Origin of the sequence: Leclercia sp. W6 (genome assembly GCF_003336345.1) — a bacterium.
In the GTDB taxonomy this organism is placed as follows: domain Bacteria; phylum Pseudomonadota; class Gammaproteobacteria; order Enterobacterales; family Enterobacteriaceae; genus Enterobacter.
In genome coordinates this window covers 1,849,958-1,863,125 of sequence record NZ_CP031104.1, presented here as the reverse complement: position 1 = coordinate 1,863,125, position 13,168 = coordinate 1,849,958, and the positions used below count along the sequence as shown (strand labels likewise).

Annotated in this window: 10 protein-coding genes; 8 read left to right on the top strand and 2 right to left on the bottom strand. The window is 57.6% G+C overall.

Annotation, left to right across the window (positions count from 1 at the left end; all coding sequences use genetic code 11):
* Positions 1-4: 4 nt before the first annotated feature.
* From DVA43_RS09170 to flgL, 7 genes are all read left to right on the top strand, one after another.
* Positions 5-760 (top strand): flagellar basal body rod protein FlgF, encoded by a 756-nt coding sequence (locus DVA43_RS09170; RefSeq protein WP_103179079.1) that lies wholly within the window; start codon positions 5-7, stop codon positions 758-760.
* A gap of 11 nt (positions 761-771) precedes the next feature.
* Entirely contained in the window at positions 772-1,554 is a 783-nt protein-coding gene (gene flgG / locus DVA43_RS09165; protein WP_032617536.1) for a flagellar basal-body rod protein FlgG, read from the top strand.
* Between the two features lie 57 nt (positions 1,555-1,611).
* Positions 1,612-2,310: a flagellar basal body L-ring protein FlgH gene (flgH, locus tag DVA43_RS09160; protein WP_039028917.1), complete on the top strand. Its 699-nt coding sequence runs from the start codon at positions 1,612-1,614 to the stop codon at positions 2,308-2,310.
* A gap of 12 nt (positions 2,311-2,322) precedes the next feature.
* Positions 2,323-3,420: a flagellar basal body P-ring protein FlgI gene (locus DVA43_RS09155; protein ID WP_103179080.1), complete on the top strand. Its 1,098-nt coding sequence runs from the start codon at positions 2,323-2,325 to the stop codon at positions 3,418-3,420.
* A complete protein-coding gene (gene flgJ, locus DVA43_RS09150) occupies positions 3,420-4,373 on the top strand; it encodes a flagellar assembly peptidoglycan hydrolase FlgJ (RefSeq protein WP_103823705.1) in 954 nt (317 codons plus the stop codon). The genes DVA43_RS09155 and flgJ overlap by 1 nt, the downstream gene beginning before the upstream one ends.
* 75 nt (positions 4,374-4,448) lie before the next feature.
* Positions 4,449-6,095, top strand: coding sequence for a flagellar hook-associated protein FlgK (flgK, locus tag DVA43_RS09145; protein ID WP_114315351.1), 1,647 nt, complete (start codon positions 4,449-4,451; stop codon positions 6,093-6,095).
* Positions 6,096-6,109: 14 nt separating this feature from the next.
* On the top strand, positions 6,110-7,063 hold the full coding sequence (flgL, locus tag DVA43_RS09140) for a flagellar hook-associated protein FlgL (RefSeq protein ID WP_103823707.1): 954 nt from the start codon (positions 6,110-6,112) through the stop codon (positions 7,061-7,063).
* A gap of 78 nt (positions 7,064-7,141) precedes the next feature.
* Here flgL and DVA43_RS09135 read toward each other — a convergent pair whose 3' ends face one another.
* On the bottom strand, positions 7,142-8,356 hold the full coding sequence (locus DVA43_RS09135) for an MFS transporter (RefSeq protein WP_114315350.1): 1,215 nt from the start codon (positions 8,354-8,356) through the stop codon (positions 7,142-7,144).
* Positions 8,357-8,465: 109 nt separating this feature from the next.
* Here DVA43_RS09135 and DVA43_RS09130 point away from each other — a divergent pair, with 109 nt between their 5' ends.
* Entirely contained in the window at positions 8,466-9,404 is a 939-nt protein-coding gene (locus DVA43_RS09130) for a LysR family transcriptional regulator (protein WP_114315349.1), read from the top strand.
* A 40-nt stretch (positions 9,405-9,444) separates the two neighbouring features.
* On the opposite strand, the gene rne is transcribed toward DVA43_RS09130, so the two are convergent.
* On the bottom strand, positions 9,445-12,660 hold the full coding sequence (rne, locus tag DVA43_RS09125; RefSeq protein ID WP_114315348.1) for a ribonuclease E: 3,216 nt from the start codon (positions 12,658-12,660) through the stop codon (positions 9,445-9,447).
* Between the last annotated feature and the right edge of the window lie 508 nt (positions 12,661-13,168).

The following is a 13,168-nucleotide window of genomic DNA, read 5'->3' as shown; positions in this document are numbered from 1 at the left end:
CTTAATGGATCACGCAATATATACCGCGATGGGCGCCGCCAGTCAGACGCTCAATCAGCAGGCCGTCACCGCCAGCAACCTGGCGAACGCCTCGACGCCGGGCTTTCGCGCACAGCTCAATGCGATGCGCGCCGTCCCGGTGGAAGGGCTCTCCCTGCCGACGCGTACGCTGGTGACCGCCTCCACCCCGGGAGCCGATATGACGCCCGGGCAGATGGACTACACCTCGCGCCCGCTCGATGTGGCGCTGCAGCAGGACGGCTGGCTGGCGGTTCAGACCGCAGACGGCGGCGAAGGCTACACCCGTAACGGGAACATCCAGGTGGACGCGGTCGGGCAACTGACCATCCAGGGACGTCCGGTTATTGGTGAAGGTGGCCCGATCACCGTGCCGGAAGGCTCGGAGATCACCATCGCGGCCGACGGCACCATCTCCGCCCTGAACCCGGGCGATCCGCCAAACACCGTCGCGCCGGTTGGCCGCCTGAAGCTGGTAAAAGCCGAAGGTTTTGAAGTGCAGCGTGGCGACGACGGCATGTTCCGTCTGACCCAGGCGGCGCAGGCTACCCGTGGCGCGACGTTACAGGCTGACCCAACCATTCGCGTCATGTCTGGCGTGCTGGAAGGCAGTAACGTTAAGCCGGTGACCGCGATGACCGACATGATCGCCAGCGCCCGCCGTTTTGAAATGCAGATGAAGGTGATTTCCAGCGTTGATGAAAACGCCAGTCGCGCCAACCAACTGCTGTCAATGAGTTAACAGGACTACTTATGATCAGTTCTTTATGGATCGCGAAAACGGGCCTCGATGCGCAGCAAACCAATATGGATGTCATCGCCAACAACCTGGCGAACGTCAGCACCAATGGGTTTAAGCGTCAGCGTGCGGTTTTCGAAGATTTGCTTTATCAAACCATTCGCCAGCCAGGAGCGCAGTCGTCTGAACAGACTACGCTGCCTTCCGGTCTGCAGATTGGTACCGGTGTTCGCCCGGTGGCGACTGAACGTCTGCACAGCCAGGGCAACCTCTCCCAGACCAACAACAGCAAAGACGTGGCGATCAAGGGCCAGGGCTTCTTCCAGGTGCAGCTGCCTGACGGGACCTCTGCCTATACCCGTGACGGTTCGTTCCAGGTGGATCAGAACGGCCAGCTGGTGACCGCGGGCGGTTTCCAGGTACAGCCGGCGATCACCATTCCGGCGAACGCCCTGAGCATTACCATCGGGCGTGACGGGATCGTGAGCGTGACCCAGCAGGGCCAGGCTGCGCCGGTGCAGGTTGGCCAGCTCAACCTGACCACCTTCATGAACGACACCGGTCTGGAAAGCATCGGTGAGAACCTGTACATCGAAACCCAGTCCTCCGGCGCGCCGAACGAGAGCACACCGGGTCTGAACGGTTCAGGTCTGCTGTATCAGGGGTATGTGGAAACCTCAAACGTCAACGTCGCGGAAGAGCTGGTGAATATGATCCAGGTTCAACGCGCGTACGAAATTAACAGTAAAGCAGTGTCGACGACCGACCAGATGCTGCAGAAACTGACGCAACTCTAAGGTGTAGCCCGGTGCGGTTCACGCCGCACCGGCTCCCTGTTTTCGAAGATGAAGGCAATGCAAAAACACGCGGCGATTCGTTATCCGATAGTGACTCTCCTGGCCGTTACCCTCAGCGGTTGCGCCTGGGTTCCGTCTCAACCTTTGGTGCAGGGTGCGACTTCCGCCCAACCCATTCCTGGCCCGACGCCGGTAGTGAATGGCTCAATTTTCCAGACCGCGCAGCCGATCAACTACGGTTATCAGCCGCTGTTTGAAGACCGTCGCCCACGTAATATCGGCGATACGCTGACCATCCAGCTGCAGGAAAACGTCAGCGCCAGTAAGAGCTCGTCGGCGAATGCCAGCCGCGACGGGAAAACCAATTTTGGCTTCGACACTGTGCCACGCTATCTCGAAGGACTCTTCGGTAACGCGCGCGCCGATGCCGAGGCGTCTGGCGGCAACTCCTTTAACGGTAAAGGCGGCGCCAATGCCAGCAACACCTTTAGCGGCACGTTGACGGTGACCGTCGACCAGGTGCTGGCGAACGGCAATTTACATGTAGTGGGTGAAAAACAGATCGCCATCAATCAGGGCACGGAATTCATTCGCTTCTCCGGTGTGGTTAACCCTCGCACCATCAGCGGCTCCAACACCGTACCGTCCACTCAGGTGGCCGATGCGCGCATTGAGTATGTCGGCAACGGCTACATCAATGAGGCGCAGAATATGGGCTGGTTGCAGCGTTTCTTCCTTAACTTATCACCGATGTAATCGAGGTGACCTATGTTTAAATCCCTCTTCGGGTTCCTGCTGGTGCTGGTGGCGACATGTGCCCAGGCCGACCGTATTCGCGATCTCACAAGCGTACAGGGTGTGCGGGAAAACTCACTGATCGGTTACGGTCTGGTCGTGGGGCTTGACGGAACGGGTGACCAGACCACCCAGACGCCGTTCACGACCCAGAGTCTGAACAACATGCTCTCCCAGCTCGGCATCACGGTGCCCGCCGGGACCAACATGCAGCTGAAAAACGTGGCGGCGGTAATGGTCACCGCCTCTTTCCCGGCCTTTGCGCGCCAGGGGCAAACCATCGACGTGGTGGTTTCCTCTATGGGGAATGCGAAAAGCCTGCGGGGCGGGACTCTGCTGATGACCCCCCTGAAAGGGGTGGATAGCCAGGTGTATGCCCTGGCGCAGGGTAACATCCTTGTCGGCGGGGCGGGTGCCTCCGCAGGCGGCAGCAGCGTACAGGTCAACCAGCTTAACGGCGGCCGTATTACCAACGGGGCGGTTATTGAGCGTGAACTGCCGACCCAGTTCGGCAGCGGCAACACCATTAACCTGCAGCTGAATAATGACGACTTCACCATGGCGCAGCAGATTGCGGACACCATCAACCGCAACCGCGGCTATGGCAGCGCCACCGCGCTGGATGCCCGCACCGTGCAGATCCGCGTCTCCAGCGGCGGCAGTAATCAGGTGCGTCTGCTGGCGGATATCCAGAATATGGAAGTGAACGTCACGCCGCAGGATGCCAAAGTGATCATCAACTCCCGCACCGGCTCGGTGGTGATGAACCGTGAGGTGACGCTGGATAGCTGCGCCGTGGCGCAGGGCAACCTGTCGGTGACCGTCAACCGCTCGGCTAACGTCAGCCAGCCGGATACGCCGTTTGGCGGCGGTGAAACGGTGGTGACGCCGCAGACCCAGATCGATTTGCGTCAGAGCGGCGGCTCGCTGCAGAGCGTGCGCTCCAGCGCCAACCTGAACAACGTGGTACGTGCCCTGAACGCGCTGGGCGCCACCCCGATGGATCTGATGTCGATTCTGCAATCCATGCAGAGCGCGGGCTGCCTGCGCGCCAAACTGGAAATTATCTGATGCTGACCGATAGCAAACTGCTGAGCAGCGCAGCCTGGGATACCCAGTCGCTCAACGAACTGAAGTCTAAAGCGGGCAAAGATCCGGCGGGCAATATCCGCCCGGTTGCCCGCCAGGTGGAGGGGATGTTTGTCCAGATGATGCTGAAAAGCATGCGTGAAGCCCTGCCAAAAGATGGCATCTTCAGCAGCGATTCCACGCGTCTGTACACCAGCATGTATGACCAGCAGATTGCGCAGCAGATGACTGCCGGTAAAGGGTTAGGACTTGCCGATGTGATAGTTAAGCAGATGGCGGCTGCGCAGGGTGTGCCGCCAGAAGAGGCACCGCAGCAGGTGCCGATGAAGTTCGATCTGGAAAGGGTCACCAGCTATCAAAACCAGGCCCTGACGCAGATGGTGCGTAAAGCGGTGCCGAAGGTGCCTGAGAGCAATGATGAACCCCTCACCGGCGACAGCAAAGACTTCCTGGCGCAGCTCTCCCTGCCGGCGCGTCTCGCCAGCCAGCAGAGTGGGGTGCCGCATCACCTGATCCTCGCCCAGGCGGCGCTGGAGTCGGGCTGGGGACAACGGCAGATCCGCCGTGAGAACGGTGAGCCGAGCTTTAACATCTTTGGGGTGAAGGCCTCGGGGAGCTGGAAAGGGCCGACTACCGAGATCACCACCACCGAGTATGAAAACGGCGAAGCGAAGAAGATCAAAGCCAAATTCCGCGTCTACAGCTCCTATCTCGAGGCACTTTCAGACTATGTCGGCCTGTTGAGTCGTAACCCGCGCTATGCGGCCGTGACCCAGGCTGCGACGGCAGAGCAGGGTGCGCAGGCGTTGCAGAACGCGGGCTACGCCACCGATCCACAGTATGCCCGCAAGCTGACCAGCATGATTCAGCAGCTGAAAGCGATGGGTGAGAAGGTCAGCAAAGCCTACAGCAACGATATCGAAAATCTGTTCTGAAAGTTCTCAAGTCCTGCTGGGGCCTGCCGATAATCTCCAGCAGGACTCATGTCTGAAAGTATAAAAGGAACCCCCATGTCCAGTTTGATCAACAGCGCCATGAGTGGCCTCAGTGCAGCCCAGGCTGCACTGAATACCGCCAGTAATAACATTTCAAGTTACAACGTGACGGGCTACACCCGTCAGACGACGGTGCTGAGCGCCTCAAACAGCACCCTGACAGGCGGCGGTTGGGTTGGCAACGGCGTGTATGTCTCCGGGGTACAGCGCGAATATGATGCATTCATTACCAACCAATTGCGCACCGCGCAGAACCAGAGCAGTGCCCTGACGACCCGCTACCAGCAGATGTCCAAAATTGACGACATTCTCTCTGGCAGCACCAACAGCCTGGCGACCACCCTGCAGGGCTTCTTTACCAGTCTGCAGACCCTGGTGAGCAACGCCGAAGATCCGGCGGCGCGTCAGACCGTACTGGGCAAGGCTGATGGCCTGGTGAACCAGTTCAAGGTGAACGATCAGTATCTGCGCGATCAGGATAAGCAGATCAATACCGCCATCGGTACCAGCGTTGATCAGATCAACAACTACGCTAAACAGATTGCCAACCTGAACGATCAGATTTCCCGTCTGACCGGCGTGGGCGCGGGTGCGTCCCCGAACAATCTGCTCGACCAGCGCGATCAACTGGTGAGCGAGCTGAACCAGATCGTGGGTGTTGAAGTCTCCGTTCAGGATAGCGGCACCTATAACGTCTCCTTTGGCAATGGCTACAACCTGGTTCAGGGCAGCACCGCTAATCAGCTGGCGGCCGTGAAGTCCAGCGCCGATCCATCCCGTACCACGGTGGCGTTTGTTGATGGCACCTCCGGCCCCGTTGAGATCCCGGAAAAACTGCTGACCAGCGGCTCTCTGGGCGGCATGTTGACCTTCCGTACCGAAGAGCTCGACGCGGCACGTAACACCCTTAACCAGCTGGCGCTCTCTTTCGCTAATGAGATGAACAGCCAACACGCAAAGGGCTTTGATCCAGAAGGTAACGCTGGCGGTGAGTTATTTAAAATTGGTGCTCCCGCGGTACTGGGAAACACCAAAAATACCGGCTCGGCCTCGGTCACTGCCGCCATTAACGTGGCAGACAGCGCTAAAGTACAGGCTACCGACTACAAGATGGAGTTTGACGGCGGCAGCTGGAAGATCACCCGCCTCTCGGATAAAACCACGGTTAAGCCAGTTGATGACGGCAAAGGTAACTTGTCCTTTGATGGCCTGACGGTGAACGTATCGGGCACGGCGAATAACAAAGACAGCTTTATCGTTAAGCCTGTCGTCAATGCCATCGTCAATATGGATGTGGCGATCAGCGATGAGTCTAAACTGGCGCTGGCGTCTGACGCCACCGGCGGTGAAAGCGATAACCGCAACGGCCAGGCGCTGCTGGATCTGCAAAGCAGCAAAGTGGTCGGCGGCAATAAAACCTTTAACGACGCCTATGCCTCGCTGGTCAGTACCGTCGGCAGCAAAACCGCGACGCTGAAAACCAGCAGCACCACCCAGGCAAACGTGACGACGCAACTGAGCAACCAGCAGCAGTCGATCTCCGGGGTTAACCTCGATGAAGAGTATGGCAATCTCCAGCGCTACCAGCAGTACTACCTGGCCAATGCCCAGGTGCTGCAAACCGCCAGCACGCTCTTTGACGCGTTAATCAATATTCGCTAAGGCCGAGGTGAACGATGCGTATTAGCACCCAGATGATGTATGAGCAGAACATGCGAGGGGTCACCGAATCCCAGAGTAAGTGGCTGAGCTACGGTGAGCAGATGTCCACCGGTAAACGTGTTAACCGTCCTTCTGACGATCCAATTGCCGCCTCGCAGGCGGTTGTTATTTCTCAGTCACAGGCACAAAACAGCCAGTATACACTCGCCCGTTCTTTTGCCACGCAGAAGGTATCTCTGGAAGAGAACGTGCTGGGCCAGGTGACCACGGCGCTGCAATCGGCACAGGAAAAGATTGTCTATGCAGGCAACGGTACTCTGAGTGATAACGACCGCAACTCGCTCGCCACCGATTTGCAGGGTATTCGCGATCAGCTGTTGAACCTGGCGAACAGCACCGATGGCAACGGTCGCTACATTTTTGCTGGCTATAAAACCGATGCTCCGGCATTTGATCAAGCTACTGGCGAGTATGCTGGCGGCGATACGCCAATCAGTCAGCAGGTCGATTCTGCACGTACCATGCAGATTAGCCATATCGGTAGCGACGTGTTTGAATCCTTTACCAGTAATGCCGCACCAGAGCCGGGTGACGCTACGCCAGAAAAAAATATGTTTAAAATTCTGGATAACGTGATTGCTGCGCTGAAAACCCCGGTTGAAGGCGATCAGGATAAAGCCGATCAGATGACGTTGGATATTGATAAGGCAAACCGCGGATTGCGTAATTCACTGGACAATGTGCTGACTGTGCGCGCCGATCTCGGAACTAAACTGACCGAGCTGAGTTCGCTCGATTCCCTGGGCAGCGACCGGGCGTTAGGACTAACCCAGCAAATGAGCGACCTGGTGGACGTTGACTGGAACTCAGCTATCTCCTCTTATGTGATGCAGCAGGCGGCGCTTCAGGCATCTTATAAAGCATTCAGCGATATGCAGGGTATGTCCCTGTTCCAGCTGAATAAATAACTGACTTGACCTTTAGAACATGGCTTGAAACTGGTTATGTTCTGTATGCCCAATCCGTTTTGCGGATTGGGCTTTTTTTTAGGAATTTTGCAGGGCCGATGAGCGGGTGCGGACGTTTTCAGTCATACGGATAACCAGCGCCACGCCTGCTGTAATGGTCGCCAGCGCAATCACGCCCGGCCAACCGGCCATGGTATAGAGCTGACTGCCCAATGCGGAACCTAACGCCATCCCGATAAACACACCGGTAAAGAGCAGAGCGTTCAGACGGCCACGGGCTTGGGGCTCAAGGCTATAAACCAGGTTCTGGTGAGCCACCAGGCTCGACTGCAGACCGAGATCAAAACCTACCGCGGCAACGGCAATCAGGATCAGCTGGCCCTGTACACCTAATGCCGGCATGAAAAACATCAGGGCGAAGGAGACGGTTACCAGCGCGGCACCCAGCTGAGTAACTTTACCGGCGCCCAGTTTATCCGCCAGACCGCCAGCGAGTGGCGCGGCCAGAGCGCCTGCGGCACCGGCAATGCCATACCCACCGGCAACGGCGCTGCCAAGCCCGTAGTGTCCCATCAGCATCACCGCCAGAGTAGACCAGAAGGCGCTAAAGGCGATGGAGAGAAAACCCTGTGCCAGCGCGGCGCGGCGCAGAGCGGGGTAGCGACGCCACAGATGTGCCATAGAACGCATCAGCTGCGGATAACGCAGGTTCGACGGCACCGCGAAGCGGGGCAGAATAAACCACATCACGGCGGCGAGGATCGCAATACTGCCCGCCGCCAGCTGGTACATCACGCGCCAGCCAAAAGCTTCACCTACCACGCCGCTCACCGTACGGGAGAGCAGGATCCCCAGTAACAGGCCGGTCATCACCGTACCGACGGTTTTCCCCTGTTTGCCCTCCGGGGCGAGGATAGCCGCAGCCGGAACAATGTCCTGCGCCATGGTGGCGGTCATCCCAATCAGCAGGCTGACCAGCAGCAGGGAGTGGATCTGAGCCGTCAGGCTACAGGCCAAAAGCAGTAATGCCAGCGCGATGCTTTTCACCACAATCAGGGTGCGGCGATCATAGCGATCGCCAAGCGGCAGCAAGAAGAGGATCCCCAGCGCATAGCCCGCCTGCGTCAGAGTGGGCACCATCCCCATCCCTTCAATACTGAGATGCAAATCTGCGCCCATCAGCGGCAGTAGCGGCTGAGCATAATAGATGGCGGCGACGCTAAAGCCCGCGCCGATGGCAAGGATGAATATTACCCAACGGCTGACGGCTGGGCTCAGGGTACTGGAGTTCATATGCAGTTCCTCATTTCGGGTGTGTCGCTATTCTTTATCACCACGCCTTGCGGTGGTAGCGGGCCCGGTGATAAAACACTTATACGTGTAACGTATAACCGGATTAAAAATGAAACGTTCGGAACGTATAGACCGGGTAGAGCTGATGCGTACTTTTGTGCGTATCGTGGAAACGGGCTCTCTTTCAGCTGCCGCGGTGCAGATGGCGACCAGCCAGGCCACCGTCAGCCGTCGTCTTCAATCGCTGGAGACGCTGCTGGGCGTGCGCCTGATCCTGCGAACGACACACGGCATGAAGCTGACGGATGATGGCGAACGCTGCTATCAGCATGCCCGGCGGGTCATTGACAGCTGGTACGCGCTGGAGGATGAAGTCGGGCAAACAGAAGATGAGCCGGTCGGGGTGCTTCGCGTGCGTGCGCCGCATGCCTTTGGACAGGAGCAGTTGCTGGAGCCATTGACGGCGTTCCTGCTGCGCTATCCACGACTCAATGTGGAGTGGATGCTCAATGACCGCTCGGCTGATTTTTTAAGTGACAATATCGACTGCGCTATCCGGGTAGGGGCGGAGATCGACCCGGCCACGGTGTCGGTATTGCTGGCCGAGGTACCGCGCAGCATTGTGGCGTCACCCGAGCTGCTGGCACGGTTTGCGCCTGTAGAAAAACCGGAAGATCTCTCCGCGCTGCCCTGGGTGGCGCTCAATACTTTCTATCGTCAGCATGTTGAACTGTTCAGCGCGGAAGCCGCACAACCGCTGCGGGTGGCTATCTCCCCGCGCTTAAGTACCGACAGCCTCTACGTGGCGCGTAAAAGCGCGCTCACCGGGCTGGGCGTTGCCGTGGTCTCAAGCTGGACTGTCGAAGCGGATATCCGCGAGGGCAGGCTGATCCATCTGGTGCCTGACTGGCAGCCCGCCGCGTTGCCGGTTCATCTTGTCTACCCGTGGTCTCGCTACTATCCGGCGCGATTGCGCCGTTTTCTGGAGATGATGAGAGAGGTGATGCCTGAAATCGCAGGGATGCGCAGGCCAGAGCAGAAGCAATAAAAAAGCCGACCCGAAGGTCGGCTTTTGCGCTTAAGCAGGCTTATTCAGCCGGCTGTGGACGCGTGGCTGGCGCCGTGGCGTGATGGGTGGCACTGTGACCACCTGCAGAGCCTTTACCGTCAAATTCAAATGCCGGACGTACCCAGTCACTCTGGCGCGGCGCTTCCGGAACATATTCCGGTGCCGGCGCACGGGTCATTGGGGCTGTCGCGTGATGGGCTTCAGCATGAACCTGAGCGGCTGGCGCTGGCTTCACTGCAGGAACCGGCTTCACTTCTGGCTCGTCGACGTGAGCGACGTCAGTGACTTCAGGTTCCACTTCAGCGGCCTCAACCGGTTCAACATCGATTTCAATCTCAGGTTGAACTTCCGTTTCTACTTCAACTTCCACAACCGGCTGCGGCTCGACGGCTGCTTCGGTGGTTTCAGCCGATTCAACGGCAGCGGCTTCTTCGACAGCAGGTTCAGCTACGGCAGCATCTTCTGCAATCTGCTTCGCGACGACCGCATCGTCAGGCGTGACGATCTGTGGTTGTTCTGTCACAGGCGCAGCAATCACTTCCGGATGTGAAGTTTCGATTTCAACAACCTGCGGCTCTGGGATCACAACGGCAGCAGCGTCAGCGATCGCTTCAACCGCGACTGGCGTAACAGGGGTTGAAGTTTCCTGAGCGACGTTCTGCTCTTCAAACTGTGGCTCCTGAGGGCGAGCTACCGGATAACGGATCCAGGCTTTACCTGATGCCATTTCTGGTGAGGCACAGGCAATAGCCAGCGGCATTGGCGACTGCAACGGATAACGCTCGTCACGATAACGACGGCGACGCTGACCACTTACGCGCAGGTGACGCGGAGAGCGACGTGAACGGCGCGGCATACCGGCGTTTTCACGGCCTTCAGCATTTTCTTCCTGCTCTGGTGCGTTTTCAATCACCGCAGGCAGATCAACTTTAGCCAGCTCGGTGCGCTGTGCCGGTTCGGCCTGTGGTGCGATCGCTTCAACCGCAGCTTCTTCAGCCTGAGAGTGGAAACGCACTTTCTGGCTCATCTGACGCTGCTTACGGCGCGGCATCACCTGAACGCGTTCTTCCTGTTCAGTATCCTGAGCGATCTCTTCGTCGCGATTCAGGGCTTTAACTTCCTGCTGAGCCTGACGCTTGTCATCGTTACGACGACGGTTACGTTCGCGGCGCGGCTGCTGCTCATCACGCTGTCTGCCTTTGTCAGACTCTTCGCTGACCGGCTGGCGAATTTCACGCTCTTCCGCGTTCTGCTGCGGCTTCTCGCGGCGGTTGCGACGGTTTTCGTCACGTCCTTCACGGCGCTCGCGACCTTCGCGGTTGTCACGATTGTCACGGCTTTCGCTGCCCTCACGGCCTTCGTTGCTCTCTGAACGGTTATCGCGGCGCTCATTGCGGTCACGACGGTTGTTCTGGCGTTTACGACGATCCGGTGAACGCTCCTGTTTCTCTTCTTTCTTCTCAACCGGTGCCGGGGCAGGCTGCGGCTCTTCACCCGCAAACATCTTCTTCAGCGCATTGAGGAAGCGGCTCAGCAGACCAGGCTGTGCAGCCGGTTGGCTCACTTCTGCCGCCGGTTTGGTTGCAGGTTTAGCCGCCACGGTCTCCTGCGCTGGCGCAGGCGGTGCTTCCGGCATCACAAACGCTGCCAGTGCAGGCTGTTCAGGCAGTTTACGCTCCGAGTACTCTTCCTCGGACGGCAGCGCCATCGCCTCTTCATGCAGCTTAGGCAGCATGTAGCTCAGGGTAGAGGTCTCTTCGCCTTTGCGCACGCGCAGCACGGAGTAGTGCGGAGTCTGCATCTGATCGTTAGGCACGATCACGCAGCGTACGCCACCCAGACGGGCTTCGATCGCACTTACCGCGGCACGTTTTTCGTTCAGCAGGTAGGAGGCAATCGGCACAGGCACAATGGCGTGAACTTCTTTAGTGTTCTCTTTCAGCGCTTCTTCTTCGATAAGACGCAGGATAGAGAGGGACAGCGATTCGTTGTCACGCACGGTGCCGGTACCGCTACAGCGTGGGCAGACGTGGTGGCTGGATTCACCCAGTGACGGGCTCAGACGCTGGCGGGACATCTCCAGCAGGCCAAAGCGGGAGATATGGCTGATCTGGATACGCGCACGATCCTGACGCACCGCTTCACGCAGACGGTTTTCCACCGCACGCTGGTGACGTACTGGCGTCATGTCGATGAAGTCGATAACGATCAGGCCGCCCAGGTCACGCAGACGCAGCTGGCGGGCAATCTCATCGGCCGCTTCCAGGTTGGTGTTGAATGCCGTCTCTTCGATATCGCCACCGCGGGTTGCACGGGCGGAGTTGATGTCGATGGCGGTCAGCGCCTCGGTGCTGTCGATAACGATAGAACCACCGGATGGCAGACGGACTTCACGCTGGAAGGCGGATTCAATCTGCGATTCAATCTGGTAGTGGCTGAACAGCGGGATCTCACCGGTGTACAGTTTGATTTTGCTGGAGAAATCGGGACGACCCAGCGCGGCAATGTGCTGGCGAGCCAGCTCAAGCACTTTCGGGTTATCAATCAGAATTTCGCCAATGTCCTGACGCAGATAGTCGCGGAAGGCACGCACGATAACGTTGCTTTCCTGGTGGATCAGGAACGGAGCAGGGCGGCTTTCAGCGGCTTTCTGAATCGCTTCCCAGTGCTTCAGACGGAAGCCCAGGTCCCACTGCAGCGCTTCGGCAGATTTGCCCACGCCTGCGGTACGAACAATCAGACCCATACCGTCTGGCAGCTCCAGGCTTGCCAGCGCTTCTTTCAGCTCGGTACGGTCATCCCCTTCGATACGGCGGGAGATACCCCCCGCGCGCGGGTTGTTTGGCATCAGCACGAGGTAGCTGCCTGCCAGGCTGATAAAGGTAGTCAGTGCAGCGCCTTTGTTGCCACGCTCTTCTTTATCAATCTGGACAATAACTTCCTGACCTTCACGCAGAACATCTTTGATGTTAGGACGGCCATGGGCATTATAGTTGGAAGGGAAGTACTCGCGAGCGATCTCTTTCAGCGGGAGGAAACCATGACGCTCGGCACCGTAATCGACAAATGCGGCCTCAAGGCTGGGTTCAATGCGGGTGATTTTGCCTTTGTAAATGTTCGCTTTTTTCTGTTCGTGTCCAGGACTTTCGATATCCAGATCGTACAGACGCTGCCCATCCACAAGGGCGACACGCAACTCTTCTTGCTGAGTTGCGTTGATTAACATTCTTTTCATCGTAACTTACTCATTATTCTTACATTGACGACTAAGCTGCGGGCAAGGTGACGCTTTCCGGGGTATGAACCGATGGCCTCGTGTCTATTCACGTCGCCAACCTCACGGTTGTCGCTCGCTTAAGAGGCGCAAAGTGTCGGTTGCCTGTATTTCATACGGAAATACAGCGCGATTATCAGGGGAATAGCCTGGGTAAAACTCTCCAGAGAAGATTCCATTTACCGGTAAGTACTGCAACCCGCAGCCCGCTAACTGTCTGAAAGATCAATACGTCTTACGCCATTGCTGCGTGGATGATCGGTCAGACAAAATTGGTCATTCCGTCGATATCCTTGCTTACCCAGGATTTAACACGGAAAACTGCAGCATTATTCCATTGCTAACCGGGTTATAGCAAGATGACTTTTGCCAATTATCACCCGGTTACTCACAGTTTTTTCACTTCTCTCATAGGATTGGTTTAATAACCACCAAATCGATTGCGTGAACGAAACAGTAACCGGGTAAA